We start from the raw sequence: 18084 nt of genomic DNA, 5'->3' as shown, positions 1-18084 counted from the left end.
TTCTAATGATGCGCGCCACGCAGCAATGGTGCTCTTTCGCACATTGGACTGCGTCCGATGAGTTCAAATTTCAGGCGCATGAATTTTGGAGATGGACGATGTTTGACGAAAAATTGCCGGTGACCTCCCTCGACATCGTTTCGACGGGCGTTTCCGGCGCCTGGGGGCAGATGACGATCCGGGTGGAGAGCCGGATCGTGAAATTTACTGATCGTCCTTCGGTTTCAAAAGCGCAAAACGCCTGGTGTTACGTGCGTGAAGACTCAGCGCATGAACATGATGCTGTGCTCCCTACTTATCTCGGCCCGATTATCAACGTCCGGCGGGGAGAACCCCTCCAGATCGCCTGGGTCAACACGCTTCACTCGATGCCAGCAATGGCCCCGGGTGAAGCCCGGATGCAGGAGATGCCGCCCGTCGACAGCTACGATATGGCGGTCGATTTTAAAGACATTCCTCAGTTTAACTCGATGAATTACTCGATTGGCGTGGTCCCGCATCTGCATGGCGGCAAAGTCATGCCAGAATCCGACGGCTGGCCATTATCGCCGGCGAGTTTCGACTCAAATCCGTTTCGTTTCTCGGCGCATCGCACGTACACTTACCCCAACGATCAGCGTGCTGCGATGCTGTGGTTTCACGACCACGGCATGGATAACACTGCTCCGCAGGTTTATGCGGGCCTAGCCGGTCTCTATTTCATACGCGACGTGTCGGACGACGATATTTTCCAGCTTATCGGCGATGAAACACAGGAAATTCCGCTGGTCATACAAGATCGAATTTTCGACGCGGACATGATGCGGATGAGCTACAAAGACGGCATTTTGCTTGCGTCAGACAAGAAGAGCTTCGATCGGCCGGAGTTTCTTGGCGATACGATAGTGGTGAATGGACGCCCCTGGCCCTACGCTCATGTCCATCCCATGATTTATCGTCTGAGAATTCTTAATGGTTCGAATGCGCGCACTTACGCTCTCGCGCTTGTCGACCCCAATGCCCCGGCCGGTAAGGTATGGCACGGCGACCGCCTTACCGTTATCGGTAATGACGCCGGGCTGTTCGCCGTCGCAGAAAAATTGCCAAGCCCGGATGCTTACATTTTGCTTGCCCCAGGCGAACGCCTCGACGTTCTAATGGATCTTACGGATATCGATCCATCCGCGATCGGCGAATTGCGATTGGTCAATCTCGCGGTTGTGGGGACGAGCGATCCGATCGAACCAATCTTCCAAACCGACGCCATCTCGGTCGTATCGGCGCCGGCAGTCTATAAGGGCGACGCGCTGGAAAACGAGCCGCGCGCACAGATTATGAAATTCGAAGTCAAACCGTTGCATGACCATATGAAGGCGACCGCTCCTCTCGACGCGAAGGCGATGGCGACGCTCGGCGGAATTCTTCTACGCAACGCCGACGATGAAAGCTTTCGGTGGAACGATTCGACAAAGAAGCTAGAGAAGGCCGAGGCCTGGGCGCCGATCAGGCGGAATCGGTTTGTTTTGCTGATGAACAACACCGCAGAGCAGACTGGAAATAGTCCTCAAACCAACGCGCCCTGGCGCGACACCCAAATCTGGGAGCTGACGATTCCGACCGCGTCATCGGGCTCGCCGAAGGTCTTCAAAGTGCCTTTTGACGCTCATCTCGGGTCGCCCTCGACGCGGGGTGCGCCGAGCGCTGGCGTGGACTATCAAATTGCGCGCGCCTTTTTCTTTGAACCGGAAGATCCCAAACCGCCGTATGCGCGCCGCACAACCGATCCGCTTTGGGGGCTTGCCACGGAGAATTCAGCTCAGCCGGGCTTTCCCGCAGTCTACCAGTATCCGCATCTTTATCACCACAACCCCGCCGCGGGTCGGCCGATTTTCCGGCCCATCGAGGGCACGTATGAACGCTGGTATGTGGCGAATATCGGCAATGATCAGCCGACTTCGGCTGATTCAACGCCGGACATGCATCCTTTCCACATGCATCTCGTCAACTTCGTCGTGACGGCCCGTTATGTCTTGAAAAAGGATTCGGCGGGTAATTCTGCGTTTGTTCCGCAGTCTAGACCTCTCGATTTCGATGGAAAGGTTCGGCACGATACCGTGCGCATCCAGGCCAACGAACTTGTCGAACTTCTGGTGCATTTCCCGAAAGGCTACAACGGACGCTACCCTTATCACTGCCATCTCGTGGAACACGAGGACATGGGGATGATGCTGACTTTTGACGTTCAGGGCGTCTGACCAAAGCTCGCCGGGATGCATTCGGGCGCGGGTTCTGTTAGACCCTCGCGAGCCATTTTCGCCCGAGCAGCTCTCCCCTCAAACTGTCGAGTCCATGAACGTCTTCGACGACTTTCACGCCCGCATCGCCGCCATTCTCGATCGCATCGCCGCCGACGGCCGGCTGCCCGATCTCGACTACGCGCGCTTTGTCGTCGAGCCGCCGAAGGACGCGACGCTCGGCGATCTCGCGTCGAACGCCGCCATGGTCTTCGCCAAGGAGGCGAAGCCGCATTTCGCTTCTCCGCGCGAACTGGCGGTCGAAATCGGCTACGCCCTTGCGCAGTCTCCGGACGTCGCCGCGACCGAGGTCGCCGGGCCGGGTTTCATCAATATCCGGCTGAAGCCCGAGATGTTTACGCAGGTTCTGCGCGCCGTGTTGCGCGCTCCGCAGCGTTTCGGCCGCGTCGGCAAGAGCCGGTCAAGCGCTCTGCAGGGCAAGGTGAATGTCGAATATGTCTCGGCCAATCCGACGGGGCCGATGCATGTCGGCCATGGCCGAGGAGCCGTCTTCGGCGACGCGCTCGCAAATCTCCTGGCCTTTTCGGGCTGCGCGGTGACGCGCGAATATTACATCAATGACGCCGGCGCCCAGGTCGACGTCCTGGCGCGCTCCGTTTATCTCCGCTACCGCGAGGCCCTCGGCGAGGCGATCACGATCCCTGAGGGGCTCTACCCGGGCGACTATCTGAAACCCGTCGGCGAGGCGCTCGCCAAAGCGCATGGGAAGGCGCTCGCCGGCGCGGCGGAGAGCGAGCGGCTGCCCGTCGTTCGCGCCGCCGCCATCGACGCGATGATGGAGTTGATCCGCGGCGATCTCGCCGCCTTGAACATCACGCATGAGACGTTTTTCTCCGAACGGTCCTTGCATTCAAAAAAGGACGGCGTTTCGGCGATCGACGCCGCCATCGACTGGCTTCGAGCCAAAGGCCTCGTCTATGAGGGCCGCTTACCCCCGCCGAAAGGGCAATTGCCCGACGACTGGGAGGATCGCGAGCAGACGCTGTTCAGATCGACGCTCTTTGGCGACGACGTGGACCGCGCCTTGAAGAAATCCGACGGCTCGCCGACCTATTTCGCGGCCGATATCGCCTATCATAAGGACAAGATCGATCGCGGATTCGACACGCTTGTCGACGTCTGGGGCGCCGATCACGGCGGCTATGTCAAACGCATGACGGCGGCCGTCGCCGCGCTCTCCGACAAGCGGGTGACGCTTGACGTCAAGCTTTGCCAACTCGTCAAGCTGATGCGCGCCGGCGAACCGGTCAAAATGTCAAAGCGGGCGGGGGACTTCGTCACTTTGCGGGAGGTCGTCGACGAGGTCGGCGTCGATGCCGTGCGATTCATGATGCTCTATCGCAAAAACGATGCGCCGCTCGACTTCGACCTCGCCAAGGTCATCGAGCAATCTAAGGACAACCCGGTCTTTTACGTCCAATACGCCCATGCTCGGGGCAAGTCGGCGCTGCGCCAGGCGCTCGCCGCTTTTCCCGATATTGACGTCTCGGCCGAAAGCCTAGCCGAGGCGGATCTGGCGCTTTTGGCGGACGAGGGCGAACTTGCTTTGGCCAAGATGATCGCTCAGTATCCGCGCGTGATTGAGGCGGCGGCGGCGGCGCATGAGCCGCACAGGGCGGCCTTTTATCTGCACGAACTGTCGAGCGTGTTCCATTCGCATTGGAATCGCGGCAAAGATCAGCCGCAATTACGGTTTGTTAAGTCTGAAGAGAGAGAGTTAACCATCGCTCGGGTTGCGTTGGTTAGCTCTTTAACGATCGTCCTGGGGTCAGGCTTGAGGCTGCTCGGCGTGAGCGCCCCCGACGAGATGCGCTAATCGACGCCTTGAGCGACAACGGCCAGGCGTAGGACGCGCTTATCAATTTGCTTCGCGCCCCCCAGGAATCAACGAGCGAGGTGCATCATGCGCGAGACATCCGTTAGAGGCCCGGCGATCGATCTCGGCGAATTCGAGCGGCGGCTGCGTGGGCCCGAACGCGCCCCGCAAGTCGAAGATCCGCTCAGCGAACTCGCGAGGCTGGTCCAGGGACAGGACCATGCCGCCGCTGATCCTTACAGCCAAATTCTGGCAGAGGCGCGCGACGCTCGCGTTCAAGCCGCCGAACTGCGCGGTTCCTATGACGCCGCGCCGCCAGTGGCGGCTGAGCCGCCCTATTATCCAGAGCCCTCGATGGAGCAGCCTCTGGAGCCTGCCTATCCGGTGGATCCTGACTATCGCGATTTGCCGCCGGGCTATAGCGCCCAGCAGGCTGGATACGACCCCGCCCATTACGGCGCAGAGGCCGGCTGGAGCGATGATTCGCAATATCTCGATTATGGCCAGAGCGATGAGGACTATGAGGACCCCCACGGCGGGTGGCGCTCATGGTTCCGGCCCTGGCACGCCGTCGTCGCGATATCGCTCGTCGCTGTTCTGAGCATCGGCTTCGCTTTCTGGCATCGGAGCGGCTCCAATGCCTCACGCGAAATTGCGACCATCGTCGCTCCGGAAGGACCGGTGAAGGTCAAGCCAAGCGCCGAGGCCGAAACGACGACGCCAGACGCCAGCGCCGCTGTCGTTCTGGACCGCAGGGAGCAGGCGCCGGTTCAGAAAGTCGTCACCAATCAGGAACAGGCGGTGGATCCTTCGGTCACGCCGAGCGCGGCGCTGCTCGGCGACGGACCTGTCAATCTGCCGCATGAGCCTCCGGCTCCCGCCACGGCCGCGCCAAAGAAGGTCAAAACCGTCACCGTGCGGCCTGATGGCAGCCGGGTGGAAGATGGCGCTCTGCCGCCCGCCGTCGCCATGGCGAGCCGGCCCGCGGAGACGGCGGCGCATACAGCTGTGGCCGGCGCCATCGGCGCCGCGACCGCGACGCCGCCGACGCAGGCGAAACCAACGGCGACGCCCCCGCGAATCGCCAAGCCGAAAGTGGCCGCGGTGGAAGAGTCTTCGCCGGATGCGGATTCCGGTCAGTCCGCGCCTCCGAGCAAAGGCGGCTTCGCCGTGCAGTTCGGCGCAGCGGACAGCGAGGCCGACGCCCGCGAATTGCTGAAGACGGTCGTCAGCAAATATCGCACACAGCTTGGCGGCCTGAAGCCGACCTTCAAAATGGCGACCGTGAATGACAAGACCGTCTATCGCGTGCGCGTCGGGGCGGTGAGCAAGGAGTCTGCGAACGCGATCTGCAGCAAAGTGAAGGCGACCGGCGGCTCCTGCTTCGTCGCGGGCAACTGACGGGACGACATGCGCGCCTTCATCTGTGGATTAAAGGGCTTCACGCTCGAGGCCGACGAGCGCGCGTTCCTGCGCGACGCCGCGCCCTGGGGCGTGATCCTCTTTCGTCGCAATGTCGATGCGCCCGAGCAGATCGCGCGGCTGACCGCCGACATTCGGGACGCGCTCGGCCGCCATGCGCCTGTTCTGGTCGATCAGGAAGGCGGCCGCGTGCAGCGTCTGGGCCCGCCCCACTGGCGCGCCTATCCGGCCGCCGCGCGCTTTGAGCTGGCGGCCGCCAACGCCGGGCAAGCCGAGCGATTGGCTTGGCTCGGCGCCCGGCTTATCGCCCATGATCTGCGACAGGTCGGAATCGACGTCGACTGCCTGCCGGTGCTCGATGCGCCGGCCGAGGATTCCCACAGCATCATCGGCGATCGCGCCTATAGCCGCGATCCGGCGCGCGTCGCCGCGATCGGCCGGGCGGCCGCCGAAGGGTTGATGGCGGGCGGCGTCGCGCCGGTGATGAAGCACATTCCCGGTCACGGGCGCGCCCGCGCCGATAGCCATTTGGAGCTGCCGGTGGTCAACGCGTGCCGCGAGGACCTGGAGCTTACTGATTTTGCGCCGTTCAAGGCGAACGCCGATCTGCCGATGGCGATGAGCGCGCATGTCGTCTACACGGCGATCGATCCGACCGCGCCCGGCACGCTGTCGAAGGCGGTGATCGGCGACATCGTCCGCGGCCATATTGGCTTTGACGGTCTCCTGATGACCGACGACCTTTCCATGAAGGCGCTTTCCGGGAGCTTTCGCCAGCGCGCCGAGAACGCGATCGGCGCCGGATGCGATATCGTGCTGCACTGCAACGGCGATCTAGGGGAAGCGCGGCCGGTCGCCGAGGGTGCGCCGCCGCTTGAGGGCGCGGCGCTCGCGCGCGCTGAAAAGGCGCTCGAATGCGTGCGGCGGCCTATCGAACCCTTCGATGTCGCGGAAGCGACGCGCGAGTTCGACGCGGCGATGCAGGCGGTAGCGTGAGGACGCCCGATGGCTTCAGTCGCTCAGGCCGCTATCACGTAACGCGCGCAATTCGTCACGACAGGCTTGTTCCAGCAGGCCAAGATCGATCCGCGCCAATTTCCATATGATGGGGGCGGCGACGCTCTCATAATCGTGACGCAGCACATTGCCGATTCCGGCCACCTTTTTCCAAGGGATTTGGGGATGCCGAGTTTTGATCTCTTCAGAGAGGTGACGGCTCGCCTCCGAAACGATCTCAAGTCCGCGCTCCACCACCCACTGACTTTGCCAATCCGTCTCGTATGCCTCGAGCGATAGGTCCGCCATTACGGTTTGCACGCGCTCAATCGCTTCGATTATGTCCAACAGACGGAGAGCAACCGAGCGCGGGTTCATCAAAAGACGCGAAGCGCCGTCGCCTCAATCTGCGGCCTTAGGCGCTTATGCAGGCTGTCGCGCGTCATGATGTCAACGCGGCCGCCGAGAATTCGCGCCGCAAATTCCTTCACGTCCATCAATTCGAAGAGGCCGAAACGGCCTTTTTCGTAGTCGAAAAACAGATCGACATCAGAACTCTCTCCCGCACGGTCTTGAGCGGTCGAACCAAACATATACAAACTCTTGACGCCAAGCTTCTGCAAATCTGCCTGGCGTTTCCGCAATCGATCCACCGCGTCTTCACGTTTCATACGCGGACCATAGCAGCTTGCTGCTGGGTCCTCTATGGGAGGCTTTCCCGCTCTCCTGTGGACCGGCGCTCCCAAAGCGCCGGCTGCGCTTGCGATAGCGGGCCATCGGGGCCAATCTCGGGCCGAAGTCATCGGCGACGCCGATTCGCAAACGGAAACAGGCGCAAAGCCAGAATGGCGCAGGAACTGAGCTTCGAGCTGGATGAGCCCCGCGGCGACGCCGAAGAGGCCTTTCTCGTCGACGTCGACGGATTCGAAGGGCCGCTCGATTTGCTGCTTGAGCTTGCGCGCCGGCAGAAGGTCGATCTCGCCCGCATTTCCATTCTCGCGCTCGCCGAGCAATATCTCGCCTTCATTGAGGCGGCGCGCCGCGTGCGCCTTGAACTCGCCGCCGATTATCTGGTGATGGCGGCCTGGCTCGCCTTTTTGAAGTCGCGGCTGCTGCTGCCGGAGCCGCCGAAGGGCGACGAACCCTCCGCTTCCGATCTCGCCGCCGCGCTGGCGGATCGCCTGCGCAGGCTGGAGCTGATTCGGCGCGCCGCCGACAGGCTCACCGAGCGCGCGCGGCTCGGGCGCGATATGTTTCTGCGCGGCGGCCCTGAAGGCGTTGAGACGATCTCGCATCCCAAATTTCAGGCGAGCCTCTACGATCTGCTCTCGGCTTACGCCCGCCAGCGCCAGAAGACGGCGACGTCGCGGGTGGTGATGCGGCAGCGCGCGGTCTGGTCTTTGGCCGAGGCGCGCGAAGCCCTGGAGCGGCTGGTCGGCGTCGCGACGGAATGGACCGTGCTCGACGATTTTTTGCTGCATTACTGTGTGGACATGCAGACGGCGCGCACGGTGCGCGCCTCGGCCTTCACCGCTTCGCTCGAAATGGTGCGGGAGGGGCGATTCGACATCCGTCAGGACAGGCACTTCGCGCCGCTTTGGGTGCGGCGACGGGCGCCTGAGCAAGCGGAAGAGACTGCGGGCGCGTCTTAGCCCCGGAACAATAGGAGACGTCCGGTGGCGCAGGCTGCGGAGAAGATCGAACTTTTTGACGTGAACAGCGACGACGAGCTTGCGCGTCACGAGGCTCGGCTGCGCGAAGCGGAGCGCATCATTGAAGCGCTGCTCTTCGCCTGCGCCGAACCGCTCGACGAAGCCGAAATGGCGCGCCGTATCGAGGAGGGCGTCGATCTCGATCGCGTCCTTGAGCGGCTGCGCGCCCATTACTCGGGCCGCGGCGTCAATCTCACCCGCGTCGGCAAGAAGTGGTTTTTCCGCACCGCCGCCGACCTCAACTGGATTCTCGCCCGCGAGCAGGTCGAGGAGAAGAAGCTCTCCCGCGCCGCCTTGGAGACGCTCGCGATCATCGCCTATCACCAGCCGACGACCCGCGCCGAAATTGAAGAGATTCGCGGCGTCGCCATCTCAAAGGGCACGCTCGACGTGCTGCTCGACACCGGCTGGATCAGGCTGCGCGGGCGCCGCAAGGCGCCGGGCAGGCCGATCACCTATGGCACGACCGACGCCTTCCTGATGCATTTCGGGCTTGAGCAGATCGGCGATCTGCCGGGGCTCGACGAACTCAAGGGCGCTGGCCTGTTCGACGGCCGGCTGCCGAAGGGCTTCGGCGTGCCGCAGCCTTCGGACGACGCCGCGTTGCGCGAGGATGAAGAGCCGCTTGAAGACGACGCGCCGGAACTGCTCGACATGGAGTTCCCGGACGAGCCCGAGGCGCTAGAGCCGCCCGAACTCGGCGACGACGAAGAGCATTGACGGCGCCGCCGAGCGGCGCAGTTAAGCGACAACAAATTTCCACGTCCCCTTAAGGCCGTCCGCGGCGTGCGTCTGTGCGCCGCGTCCTTGTTTTTATGGCGAGGGGCGCATAGTTTCCCGGCAAACGCCGGTCGTCCCGGTTTTCTCGTTAGGAAGGATGCGCGCCATGGGCGGTCTGTCGATCTGGCACTGGATCATTGTCGGCGCGGTCGTCTTCATTCTTTTTGGCGGCAAGTTCAAGATTTCCGACGTGATGGGCGACATGGCCAAGGGCATCAAAGCCTTTAAGAAGGGCATGTCGGAAGACGACGTCGCGGCCGATGACGCAAAAAAGCCGCTCGAAGGCCAGGCCAGCGAGCGCCGCGCGCTGGAGAGCGACAAGGCGGACAGCAAGAAGGTCTAGAGTCGACGCCCCCTCTGAGGGGCGGGTCGCGCTGAAGGCGGGGGTGGGTAAGAGAACCCCTGGAACCTCTCCATCGTCACCCCATCCCGAAGCGCTTCGCGCTTCGACCCTTCCCGCAAGGGAGGGAGCAAGGCGCCCGAGCAACACGCATGTTCGATCTCGAACCCGGCAAGCTCATCGTCATCGCCATTGTCGCTCTTATTGCGATTCCCTCGAAGGATTTGCCGCGCGTTTTGCGTTCGCTTGGGCAGTTTTCGGGAAAGATGCGCCGCATGGCCGCGGAATTTCAGGGACAATTCATGGAGGCAATGCGCGAGGCCGAGCTCGATGATTTGCGCAAGGAGGTCGGCGAGATGCGGGACGCCGTAAAGGAGAGCGTGAAGCTCGACGGCGCTTTCGATCCGATGGCCGAAGCGCGCAAGCAGATCACCGGGGCAATCAAAGGCGACGCAAAGCCGTCGCACGCGCAACCGTCTCATCCTGACGAGCCGCGCAGCGGCGGCGTCCAATCACCTCATCTTGAGGAGCCGCGTAGCGGTGTCTCGAAGGATGAGGACGCGCCAACCGCATCCGTCGAGACGCGGCCTTCGGCCGCTCCTCAGGATGAGGATTCTGGTCTTCGTGGGGTTGAGGATTCGCCAAAGAAGGCCGCCACATGAACGAGGCCGACGAAGCCGAAATCGAGGCCAGCAAGGCGCCGTTGATCGAACATCTGATGGAATTGCGCGAGCGCCTGATCAAGGCGCTGCTGGCCTTTCTCGGGATGTTCGTGCTCTCCTTCTTCTTCGCCAAGGATATCTACAATCTGCTTCTCATTCCCTACACGCAGGTCGCAGGCCCTGAGGCGCGGCTGATCTACACGGCGCCGCAGGAATATTTTTTCACCCAGATCAAGGTCGCGCTGTTTATGGCGGCGTTTTTGTCCTGTCCGATCGTGCTGTCGCAGATCTACGCCTTCGTCGCGCCCGGGCTCTACAAGCATGAGCGCAGGGCGTTCCGGCCCTATCTTTTCGCCACGCCGATCTTCTTCGCCTTCGGCGCGCTCGTCGTCTATTTTCTGGTGATGCCCAATCTGCTGCGTTTCTTCATGGGGATGCAGCAGGCGAATGAGCCGGGCAAGGCCCAGATCGAACTGTTGCCGCGCGTCTCCGAATATCTATCGCTGATCATGACGCTCGTGCTCGCCTTCGGCATCGTGTTTCAATTGCCGGTGGTTTTGACGCTGCTCGGTCAGGTCGGCATCGTGACGTCGGAGTTTCTGAAAGAGAAGCGGCGTTACGCCGTCGTGCTCGTCTTCATCGTCGCGGCGGTTCTGACGCCGCCGGACGTGTTCTCGCAGCTCGCGCTTGCCGTGCCTGGCGTGCTGCTCTACGAGGCGTCGATTTACGCCGTGCGCATGATCGAGAAGAAGCGGGCAGCGGCCCAAGCGGCGGCGAGCGGCGGATCGTAAGCGACATCTCGCCGCTTGACCCTGCCACATGCCCGCGAGAGAAAGGCGCCCTCGACAAAGCCCCCGCCGTCATGGCCGGGCTTGTCCCGGCCATCCACGCCGAGACGTTGCGGCTCGTTTGAAATGCTGTCGTAGCGGCGTTGCGTGGATGCCCGGCACAAGGCCGGGCATGACGCGTTTGCAACAGTTCGTCCGTTACTCCCCAGCGCCAGCAGGCCGACATGTACGACATCAAATGGATTCGCGAGAACGCTGAAATTTTCGACCGCGGTCGCGCGCGGCGCGGGCTGGAGCCCCTGTCGACGCAGCTTCTCGCCTTTGACGATGCGCGGCGCGCGGCGATCGGCGAATTGCAGCGCGCGCAGGAGCGCCGCAACGCCGCCTCAAAAGAGATCGGGGCGGCGATGAAGGCGGGCGACAGCGCCAAGGTCGAAGCGCTCAAGTCGGAAGTCGCAACGATCAAGGAAAACTGGCCGGCGCTCGAAGAAGCCGAACGCTATGCGATCGCCGAACTCGATAATGCTCTGGCGAGCATTCCCAACACGCCGCTCGATGAAGTGCCGGACGGCGCCGACGAGGACGACAACATCGAAGTCGCGCGCTGGGGCGAGCCGCGCGTATTCGACTTCACGCCCAAAGAGCATTTCGAAATCGGCGAGGGCCTCGGGCTGATGGATTTCGAAACGGCGGCGAAAATTTCCGGCGCGCGTTTCGTCGTCAACAAAGGCGGCCTCGCGCGGCTGGAGCGCGCGCTCGCGCAATTCATGCTTGATCTGCATACGAACGAGCATGGCTATATGGAGGTGAGCCCGCCGCTTCTCGTGCGCGACGAAGCCATGTTCGGCACGGCGCAATTGCCGAAGTTTCGTGAGGATCAGTTCCTGGCGACAAATGAGCTCTTCGTCAGCGAGGCTTTCAATCAAGCTGTCGACGAGTTTGATAAAGGAACTCTTCCCGAGGACCGCGATGTACAAACTCGGACCGGCCAATTAATGCAGGGAAAGAATTACTGGCTCATCCCCACCGCCGAAGTGCCGCTCACCAATCTCGTGCGAGAATCCATCCTCGACGAAGCGCAATTGCCGATGCGCATGACCGCCGGCACCTATTGCTTCCGCGCCGAAGCGGGCGCCGCCGGCAAGGACACGCGCGGCATGATCCGCCAGCATCAGTTCTACAAGGTCGAACTCGTGTCGATCACGACGCCGGAAGATTCGCTCGAAGAACATGAGCGCATGACGGGGTGCGCCGAGAAGGTGTTGCAGCTTCTCGAACTCCCCTATCGCAAGGTCGTGCTCTGCACCGGCGACATGGGCTTCGCGAGCCAAAAAACCTACGACCTTGAAGTCTGGTTGCCAGGGCAGGGGAGATATCGCGAGATTTCCTCCTGTTCGGTCTGCGGCGACTTCCAGGCGCGGCGCATGAACGCCCGCTATCGCCCGAGCGAGAGCAAGGGCAAGAATAAGGGAATCGGCTTCGTTCATACGCTGAACGGCTCGGGCGTCGCGGTCGGCCGCGCGATGGTCGCCGTCTTGGAGAACTACCAGCAGGCCGACGGCTCAGTCGACGTTCCGCGCGTCCTTCGGCCTTACATGGGCGGGCTCACGCGCATCCCGAGCTGAACGTCGTCGGTGGACGCAGCGCCCACGTCTCGCGGGCTCTTCGTAGTAGGGCTCGGGCGACGTCCCAAAAAACGGCGTCCAGCCATAGCCGTAATCGGCGCGCGGCGCATAGCCGTCGCTAAGCAGGTCCTGCGCCGCGACAGGCAGCACCACGGGCACGGCCAAAAACCCCAATAGGCCAGAGCCGGGCGCGGTCGGCGGCGCGCCGGAGATGACCAGCGGCGCTGGGACATAACCCATGGTGCCGCCATATTGCACCTGACACCAGCGGCCGCAGCCCAGGACATTGAAGGGAATATTAGCCGCCATCGTCGTGACCGGCTTCGCGTCCGAGCTCGGGCTCACGCGCAGCGGCATCACCGCCGCCACATAGGCCTCAAATGCGGCGGCTCCGCCGGGAGCGGCGCTCATCGCCGCGAGCACAAGCGCAAGTCGTAGGCGCATCAAAATTCCTCCAGAGAATGAGGCTAGCCGATATAGGGTCATTGTGGACGTTCGGCGTCGAATCGTCCAAAGAAACTCGGGCTCCTCAGGCGCCCGCCAGGCGAGGCGAAACCGCTGTAAGCATGCGCATTCTCATCACCAATGACGACGGCATTCACGCCCGCGGCCTCGCCATCGCGGAGGCGATCGCGCGCGAATTCACCGACGATATTTTCGTCATCGCGCCGGAATTCGAGCAATCGGGCGTTTCGCATTCGCTCTCGCTCAACGATCCGCTGCGATTGCGGGAGATTTCGCCGCGCCACTTCGCGCTCAAGGGAACGCCGACCGATTGCGTCATCATGGGCCTCCGCAAGCTGATGCTCGATCATCCGCCCGATCTTCTCATTTCCGGCGTCAACTGCGGCCAGAATGTCGCCGAGGACGTCTCCTATTCCGGCACCATCGCCGGGGCGATGGAGGGCACGATTCTGGGCATTCCGTCGATTGCGCTTTCCCAGGTCTATGATTTTTTTGCAGACCGCCGGACGGTCCACTGGGAATGCGCGGCGACGCATGGCGTTGAGGTCGTGCGCCGCCTGCTCGCGGCGGGCATCCCGAAGAACGTGTTGATGAATGTGAATTTTCCGCATTGTGCGCCCCAGGACGTCGCGGGCGTCGCGATCACGATGCAGGGCAGGCGCAGCAGCGACATCATGCGGATCGAAGACCGCAAGGACGGCCGCGGCAATCCCTATCACTGGATCACTTTCCAGCGCGGCGACTTCAAGCCGGGGCAGGGCACCGATTTGCTGGCGCTCGAAGAAAAGAAAATCTCGATCACCCCGCTGCAGCTGGATTTCACCGATCACCCGACGGTGACGCGGCTCGCGGCGGCGTTTGAGGGCAAGGAATGACCGAGGAGGCCGGCGCGCGCCAGGCCAGCCAACAATTCGAGGAGCGCGCGGCGCTGCTGCTGACGTTGCGCCAGGCGGGGCTGCGCGATCTTTCAGTCTTGCGCGCCATCGAGGCGACCCCGCGCGAGGCGTTCGCGCCCTACCGCTTTCGCGATCTCGCGAATCGCAATCTCTCGTTGCCGATCGGCTGCGGGCAGACCATGTCGCGTCCGGTCGAACTTGCCAGACGGTTAGAGGCGCTCAAGATCGGCCGCGGTCATCGGGTGCTGGAGGTCGGCGCGGGGTCGGGCTATGGCGCGGCGGCGCTCGCGCAGCTGGCAAGCGAAGTCATAAGCCTCGAGCGGTTCGAGACGCTCGCGATCGAAGCCTCGCGCCGCTTGACGGCCCACGGCGCGGCAAACGCCAAAGCGATTTTCGCCGACGGCCTCGATCCGCCACGCGAACTTGGACGCTTCGATAGAATCATCGTCCAGGCCTCGGTCGGCGCCGCGCCTGCAGCGCTTATCCAGATGCTTACGCCGGGCGGCGCGCTGCTCTTCGCACGAAGGGAGCACGCGCAGGCCGGCGCGCGGGCGAAGGAACGATTGATTAAGCTTGATCGCAATGAGGACGGCGAGCTGCGGGAGACCGATCTCGGCCCGTGTCGCTTAGGGCCGGCCATCCCAGGACTGGCGCAGGCGCTCTAAAACATCATGCGGAAAATTTCAGTCGCGCACGCTTTGCGTTCATCTTAAACGCCTCCTTAACCGCGCGCTGTTACCCATAAGACCGTTCAATGTTGCGTTCGGGTGGGTCGCGTCATGGTTACCAAGCATCATATTGCTTATTCCCGCGCCGCTGTGCGGTTCATGGCGGCCGTTGGCGTCGCCGCCCTTGTCGCTGGCTGCTCGGACGCCTCGCGCTTCGGAGCCGATCCCTTTGCCGACCCCTTCTCAGGCTCGGCCAAGACCGCCTCACTCGGCGTCGATCGGGCGCCTGTTGGCGCGATCACTGACGCGCCTGCGCAGAGGGCGCCGTCATCGACGGTGGAAACCCGTCCATTGCCGGCTCCCGCGGCTGCCAGCGCGTCCGCTGCTCCAAGCGGCGGCGCTTCCATGGCGCGAACCGCTACGTCAGCGACGCAGTCGTCGCCAAAGAGCGTTGCAGCCGCCGGCGCCGCAGGCCACTGGAGCGCCGATGGCGGCACCCCGATCGTCGTCGCCCAAGGCGAGACGGCGGCATTGCTCTCCACCCGCTACGGCGTGCCCACTGACGCTCTGCTGCGCGCCAATGGCTTCAACGTCGCGTCTCAGGTTCAGCCGGGCTCACGTCTGGTGATCCCGGTCTATCGCGCCGGCGGCGCTCCGGTCATGGCCGCGCGCGTCCCCGCCGCTCCGGCGAAAGCCGCCGCCGCCCCAGCCGAGATCAAGCCGGTCGCCGCGAAGTCCGCGGCGCTGGCGAAGCCTGTGGCCGCCGTCAAGCCGGCGGAACAGGCGAAGCCGGTGCGCAAGACCGAAGTAGAACCGGTGAAGGCCAAGCCGGCTGAGAAGACGAAGACCGTCGCCAAAGCCGCGCCGGAGAAGACGCTTGTCAAAGCGGAGGCCCGCATCGCCGCCGCAACGCCGGGGCGCCCGGTAAAAACCGAGCGAATCGCGCGTGGGCCAGCTTCTGCCGAAGCGCCGGAATCTGAACCCAAGATCGCCGACGCGCGTAGCAAGCCTGTTGTCGCTGAAACGCCGGCGGAAACGCCGAGCGCCCGCAAAGTCGATACGACCGCGACCGCCTCCATTCCCCCGGCGACTGACGCGAAAGCGGTGGCGTCCGACGAAGGTCGGCCCGAGTTCCGCTGGCCCGCCCGCGGCCGCATCATTCAGGGCTTCACGTCGGGGGGCAACGACGGGATCAACATCGCGGTGCCCGAGGGTACGCAGGTCAAGGCGGCCGAAGGCGGCGTCGTCGCCTACGCCGGCAGTGAGCTCAAGGGCTACGGCAATCTCGTGCTCATTCGCCATCCCAACGGCTACGTTTCGGCCTACGCCCACAATGGCGAACTCGACGTCAAGCGCGGCGATCAGGTCAAGCGCGGTCAGACGATCGCCAAATCCGGCCAATCGGGCAATGTCGGGTCGCCGCAGCTTCACTTCGAACTGCGCAAGGGTTCGACGCCCGTCGATCCTACGCGCTATCTCGCGGGGCTGTAGCCAAGGCCAAGGAACGCTCCGGCGTCCGCGAGACACAAAGGCGCTGGAGACTTCGGGGCGGCGGGTCCAAAGAAAGGCCCGCCGCTCTCGTCTTTTGATGTCTCACGGCCGACCAAAATGCTATATGGCGCGGGTCATAACCGGAGGATCCCGCGCCAGTGAAGCATCGTCTCGCTTTCGTTTTCCTGCTTGCCGCCACGCCGGCTTTCGCGGTTGATCCGACCGGCGTCCCGCAGTGTGACGCGCTGCTCAAGCGCTATGAGGCCTGCTCGGGACAACTGTCGCCTTCTCAGGTCCATGATGCGCAAAAAGAGCTGCTCGATGGCGCGGTCGGCATTCGCTCCGCGGCGACCGATCCCGCGAAACGGCCGGATCTCGAACGCTATTGCGCCGATCGGTTCGAGTTGATGAAGCGGGCCAGCGACATCAAGGACTGCATGTCGAAGCCATGAGAGCCGCGCGGGCGTCGATGTAATCTTTGCCCCGCATTTCCATTAGTCGAGAGGCCGCGCGCTCGAATTCACGCGCCTCGGCGCCAAAGCCCACGCGGTAAAGTTCGGAAGGCTCCGCCGCAGCGGAAACGACCAGGAGGACGCGCGCCTCGTAAAGGACATCGATCAGCGTGATGAAACGGCGCGCTTCATTCCGCTGTTCAGGCGCCATTGTTGGAACGTCTTCGACGATCACTGCGTCGAACCTCTCCGTGATCGCCATATAGTCCGCCGCCGACAACGGTTGACCGCAGAGCGCCGTGAAGCTCAGACGCGCGACGCGGCCCGCCGTCTGTGGAATCTCGATGCGGCGTCGCTTGACCTCAATTGTCGCGGGCGTTTCCGCCGCGCCGCCTGCGAGCGTCGCATAGAGCGCGTCAATCGCCGATCTCGCGCAAGAGTCGGCGGGCGTGAAATAGACCTGCCCGAGATCGTCGCGCCGCTGCCGATAGTCATTCGGCGCTTCGAGACGCAGGATGTCCATTCGCTCCTGCAACATGGCGATAAAGGGCAGGAACAGATCGCGATTGCGGCCGCCTTCGTAAAGCCGCGAAGGCTCGACGTTGGACGTCGCGACAATGACGACGCCCGACGCGAGCAGCGATGAAAACAGCCGTGCGACGATTGAGGCGTCCGCGATATCGTGCACGGCGAACTCATCGAAGCAGAGCACACGGGTTTCCTGCGCGATTTGCTGCGCCACGCAGCTCACCGGATCGGCGTCCTTATTATGGGGCTTCTGACGCAGCCGATGCAGCCGATCGTGCACATCCGCCATGAAGGCGTGAAAATGCGCGCGCCGCTTCTTTTCGATCGGAAGCGCGCCGAAGAACAGGTTCATCAAGAAGGTTTTGCCGCGCCCGACCGATCCCCAGAGGTAGAGGCCGCGCGCCGGCCGCGCTCGAGGGCGAAGGGTCGCGAGAAGCGCTTGCGTCACACTGGCGCTTTTCGGCCTGCGGCCTGCAAGAGCGTCGGCGAGCGCTTGCAGCCTCTCGATCGCAGCGCGCTGCGACGCGTCGCGTTCCAGCGCGCCTTGCGCGACGAGCGCGTCATATTTCTCGATGATGGTCTGCGCACGCGGCGTCATGCGCGCCGCATCCTGCCGCTCGCCTCAGCGAGCGCGCCAGGGCGGAGTTCGCAATAGAGCAGGCGCTCCGGGTCAACGGGACCGGGCATCGTGATTTTGCCCCGCGGCACAGGCGCGAATCCCAGCCGCGCATAATAGTCCTCGTCGCCGACGAGCAGGACGAGCCCATGTCCGGCGCCGCGCGCGGCGTCCAGCGAATATTTGACGAGCGTCTCGCCGACGCGCTGCTGACGAAACGCCGGCTCCACCGTCAGCGGTCCAAGCAAAAGCGCTGGCGTTGAGCCGACGAGGATCGGCGTCATACGGTTCGCGCCGACAAGCAGCGTCCCGATCCGCGCAACAAAGGACAGCGAACGGTCGGGCTCGACGCCTTCGCGCAAGCGATAGGCCGTGCGCGCATATCGGCCCGGACCGAACGCGCGTTCGTCGAGCTTTTCGATATGTGCGTCGTCTGCGGCCGTCAGCGGCGCGAATTTTACGGCGAGATCGATCATGTGGCGGCTTGACCCTGGGCGCAGGCCATATCACGCGCCGTCTGCGCGGCAAAACCT

General features: G+C 63.2%; 19 protein-coding genes. 14 read left to right on the top strand and 5 right to left on the bottom strand.

The window, feature by feature from the left end; all coding sequences use genetic code 11:
• Nucleotides 1-98 precede the first annotated feature (98 nt).
• The 4 genes from ACPS74_RS02660 to nagZ all read left to right on the top strand — a co-directional run bounded on the left by ACPS74_RS02660 (nucleotide 99) and on the right by nagZ (nucleotide 6528).
• A complete protein-coding gene (locus tag ACPS74_RS02660; RefSeq protein WP_029650004.1) occupies nucleotides 99-2234 on the top strand; it encodes a multicopper oxidase family protein in 2136 nt (711 codons plus the stop codon).
• A 94-nt stretch (nucleotides 2235-2328) separates the two neighbouring features.
• Entirely contained in the window at nucleotides 2329-4110 is a 1782-nt protein-coding gene (gene argS / locus ACPS74_RS02655) for an arginine--tRNA ligase (protein ID WP_029650002.1), read from the top strand.
• Between the two features lie 87 nt (nucleotides 4111-4197).
• A complete protein-coding gene (locus ACPS74_RS02650; RefSeq protein WP_029650000.1) occupies nucleotides 4198-5511 on the top strand; it encodes an SPOR domain-containing protein in 1314 nt (437 codons plus the stop codon).
• Between the two features lie 9 nt (nucleotides 5512-5520).
• Complete coding sequence (nagZ, locus tag ACPS74_RS02645; RefSeq protein ID WP_029649998.1) at nucleotides 5521-6528, top strand: beta-N-acetylhexosaminidase; 1008 nt, start codon at nucleotides 5521-5523, stop codon at nucleotides 6526-6528.
• 15 nt (nucleotides 6529-6543) lie between these two features.
• On the opposite strand, the gene ACPS74_RS02640 is transcribed toward nagZ, so the two are convergent.
• Nucleotides 6544-6906, bottom strand: coding sequence for a HepT-like ribonuclease domain-containing protein (locus tag ACPS74_RS02640; protein ID WP_029649995.1), 363 nt, complete (start codon nucleotides 6904-6906; stop codon nucleotides 6544-6546).
• Nucleotides 6906-7121 carry a nucleotidyltransferase family protein gene (locus ACPS74_RS02635; protein ID WP_239754451.1) on the bottom strand — a complete coding sequence of 72 codons (216 nt, stop codon included), beginning with the start codon at nucleotides 7119-7121 and terminating at the stop codon, nucleotides 6906-6908. The genes ACPS74_RS02640 and ACPS74_RS02635 overlap by 1 nt, the downstream gene beginning before the upstream one ends.
• Before the next feature lie 252 nt (nucleotides 7122-7373).
• Here ACPS74_RS02635 and ACPS74_RS02630 point away from each other — a divergent pair, with 252 nt between their 5' ends.
• From ACPS74_RS02630 to serS, 6 genes are all read left to right on the top strand, one after another.
• Nucleotides 7374-8180, top strand: coding sequence for a segregation and condensation protein A (locus tag ACPS74_RS02630; protein ID WP_029649989.1), 807 nt, complete (start codon nucleotides 7374-7376; stop codon nucleotides 8178-8180).
• A gap of 24 nt (nucleotides 8181-8204) precedes the next feature.
• Nucleotides 8205-8960, top strand: a complete 756-nt coding sequence (scpB, locus tag ACPS74_RS02625) for an SMC-Scp complex subunit ScpB (RefSeq protein ID WP_029649986.1) — start codon at nucleotides 8205-8207, stop codon at nucleotides 8958-8960.
• A gap of 166 nt (nucleotides 8961-9126) precedes the next feature.
• Complete coding sequence (locus ACPS74_RS02620) at nucleotides 9127-9363, top strand: twin-arginine translocase TatA/TatE family subunit (protein ID WP_018408165.1); 237 nt, start codon at nucleotides 9127-9129, stop codon at nucleotides 9361-9363.
• Between the two features lie 149 nt (nucleotides 9364-9512).
• Nucleotides 9513-10022, top strand: a complete 510-nt coding sequence (locus ACPS74_RS02615; protein WP_029649985.1) for a protein translocase TatA — start codon at nucleotides 9513-9515, stop codon at nucleotides 10020-10022.
• The gene (gene tatC / locus ACPS74_RS02610; RefSeq protein ID WP_029649983.1) at nucleotides 10019-10813 is read left to right on the top strand and encodes a twin-arginine translocase subunit TatC; all 795 of its coding nucleotides are present in this window, start codon (nucleotides 10019-10021) and stop codon (nucleotides 10811-10813) included. Before ACPS74_RS02615 ends, tatC begins: the two co-directional genes overlap by 4 nt.
• Before the next feature lie 221 nt (nucleotides 10814-11034).
• Nucleotides 11035-12435, top strand: coding sequence for a serine--tRNA ligase (gene serS / locus ACPS74_RS02605; RefSeq protein WP_029649981.1), 1401 nt, complete (start codon nucleotides 11035-11037; stop codon nucleotides 12433-12435).
• Here the strand turns inward: serS and ACPS74_RS02600 are convergent.
• Nucleotides 12373-12879 carry an SH3 domain-containing protein gene (locus tag ACPS74_RS02600; protein ID WP_162231970.1) on the bottom strand — a complete coding sequence of 169 codons (507 nt, stop codon included), beginning with the start codon at nucleotides 12877-12879 and terminating at the stop codon, nucleotides 12373-12375. The two genes, serS and ACPS74_RS02600, sit on opposite strands and share 63 nt — an antisense overlap.
• A gap of 122 nt (nucleotides 12880-13001) precedes the next feature.
• Here ACPS74_RS02600 and surE point away from each other — a divergent pair, with 122 nt between their 5' ends.
• The 4 genes from surE (at nucleotide 13002) to ACPS74_RS02580 (ending at nucleotide 16407) form a co-directional block, all read left to right on the top strand.
• Nucleotides 13002-13775 carry a 5'/3'-nucleotidase SurE gene (gene surE, locus ACPS74_RS02595; protein WP_029649977.1) on the top strand — a complete coding sequence of 258 codons (774 nt, stop codon included), beginning with the start codon at nucleotides 13002-13004 and terminating at the stop codon, nucleotides 13773-13775.
• Nucleotides 13772-14461, top strand: a complete 690-nt coding sequence (locus ACPS74_RS02590; protein ID WP_029649975.1) for a protein-L-isoaspartate O-methyltransferase family protein — start codon at nucleotides 13772-13774, stop codon at nucleotides 14459-14461. The genes surE and ACPS74_RS02590 overlap by 4 nt, the downstream gene beginning before the upstream one ends.
• Before the next feature lie 408 nt (nucleotides 14462-14869).
• Entirely contained in the window at nucleotides 14870-15955 is a 1086-nt protein-coding gene (locus ACPS74_RS02585) for a peptidoglycan DD-metalloendopeptidase family protein (protein ID WP_239754453.1), read from the top strand.
• Nucleotides 15956-16113: 158 nt separating this feature from the next.
• Nucleotides 16114-16407 carry a hypothetical protein gene (locus tag ACPS74_RS02580; RefSeq protein ID WP_029649971.1) on the top strand — a complete coding sequence of 98 codons (294 nt, stop codon included), beginning with the start codon at nucleotides 16114-16116 and terminating at the stop codon, nucleotides 16405-16407.
• On the opposite strand, the gene zapE is transcribed toward ACPS74_RS02580, so the two are convergent.
• Entirely contained in the window at nucleotides 16382-17533 is a 1152-nt protein-coding gene (zapE, locus tag ACPS74_RS02575) for a cell division protein ZapE (protein ID WP_029649967.1), read from the bottom strand. The genes ACPS74_RS02580 and zapE overlap by 26 nt on opposite strands.
• Nucleotides 17530-18027 carry a GNAT family N-acetyltransferase gene (locus ACPS74_RS02570; protein ID WP_018408175.1) on the bottom strand — a complete coding sequence of 166 codons (498 nt, stop codon included), beginning with the start codon at nucleotides 18025-18027 and terminating at the stop codon, nucleotides 17530-17532. Before ACPS74_RS02570 ends, zapE begins: the two co-directional genes overlap by 4 nt.
• Nucleotides 18028-18084: the final 57 nt, after the last annotated feature.

Origin of the sequence: Methylocystis sp. SB2, from assembly GCF_049817085.1 — a bacterium.
Lineage (GTDB): Bacteria > Pseudomonadota > Alphaproteobacteria > Rhizobiales > Beijerinckiaceae > Methylocystis > Methylocystis rosea.
The sequence above is the reverse complement of the archived record's forward strand: the minus strand, read 5'-3'. Positions and strand labels throughout refer to the sequence as shown.

Coding starts and splice junctions, on each gene's coding strand:
- ACPS74_RS02590 (WP_029649975.1), top strand. CDS start 13,772: ATGACCGAGGAGGCCGGCGCGCGCCAGGCCAGCCAACAATTCGAGGAG.
- ACPS74_RS02585 (WP_239754453.1), top strand. CDS start 14,870: ATGGCGCGAACCGCTACGTCAGCGACGCAGTCGTCGCCAAAGAGCGTT.
- ACPS74_RS02600 (WP_162231970.1), bottom strand. CDS start 12,879: ATGCGCCTACGACTTGCGCTTGTGCTCGCGGCGATGAGCGCCGCTCCC.
- ACPS74_RS02650 (WP_029650000.1), top strand. CDS start 4,198: ATGCGCGAGACATCCGTTAGAGGCCCGGCGATCGATCTCGGCGAATTC.
- ACPS74_RS02620 (WP_018408165.1), top strand. CDS start 9,127: ATGGGCGGTCTGTCGATCTGGCACTGGATCATTGTCGGCGCGGTCGTC.
- tatC (WP_029649983.1), top strand. CDS start 10,019: ATGAACGAGGCCGACGAAGCCGAAATCGAGGCCAGCAAGGCGCCGTTG.
- ACPS74_RS02570 (WP_018408175.1), bottom strand. CDS start 18,027: ATGATCGATCTCGCCGTAAAATTCGCGCCGCTGACGGCCGCAGACGAC.
- ACPS74_RS02635 (WP_239754451.1), bottom strand. CDS start 7,121: ATGTTTGGTTCGACCGCTCAAGACCGTGCGGGAGAGAGTTCTGATGTC.
- ACPS74_RS02630 (WP_029649989.1), top strand. CDS start 7,374: ATGGCGCAGGAACTGAGCTTCGAGCTGGATGAGCCCCGCGGCGACGCC.
- serS (WP_029649981.1), top strand. CDS start 11,035: ATGTACGACATCAAATGGATTCGCGAGAACGCTGAAATTTTCGACCGC.
- surE (WP_029649977.1), top strand. CDS start 13,002: ATGCGCATTCTCATCACCAATGACGACGGCATTCACGCCCGCGGCCTC.
- ACPS74_RS02640 (WP_029649995.1), bottom strand. CDS start 6,906: ATGAACCCGCGCTCGGTTGCTCTCCGTCTGTTGGACATAATCGAAGCG.
- nagZ (WP_029649998.1), top strand. CDS start 5,521: ATGCGCGCCTTCATCTGTGGATTAAAGGGCTTCACGCTCGAGGCCGAC.
- zapE (WP_029649967.1), bottom strand. CDS start 17,533: ATGACGCCGCGTGCGCAGACCATCATCGAGAAATATGACGCGCTCGTC.
- argS (WP_029650002.1), top strand. CDS start 2,329: ATGAACGTCTTCGACGACTTTCACGCCCGCATCGCCGCCATTCTCGAT.
- ACPS74_RS02660 (WP_029650004.1), top strand. CDS start 99: ATGTTTGACGAAAAATTGCCGGTGACCTCCCTCGACATCGTTTCGACG.
- ACPS74_RS02615 (WP_029649985.1), top strand. CDS start 9,513: ATGTTCGATCTCGAACCCGGCAAGCTCATCGTCATCGCCATTGTCGCT.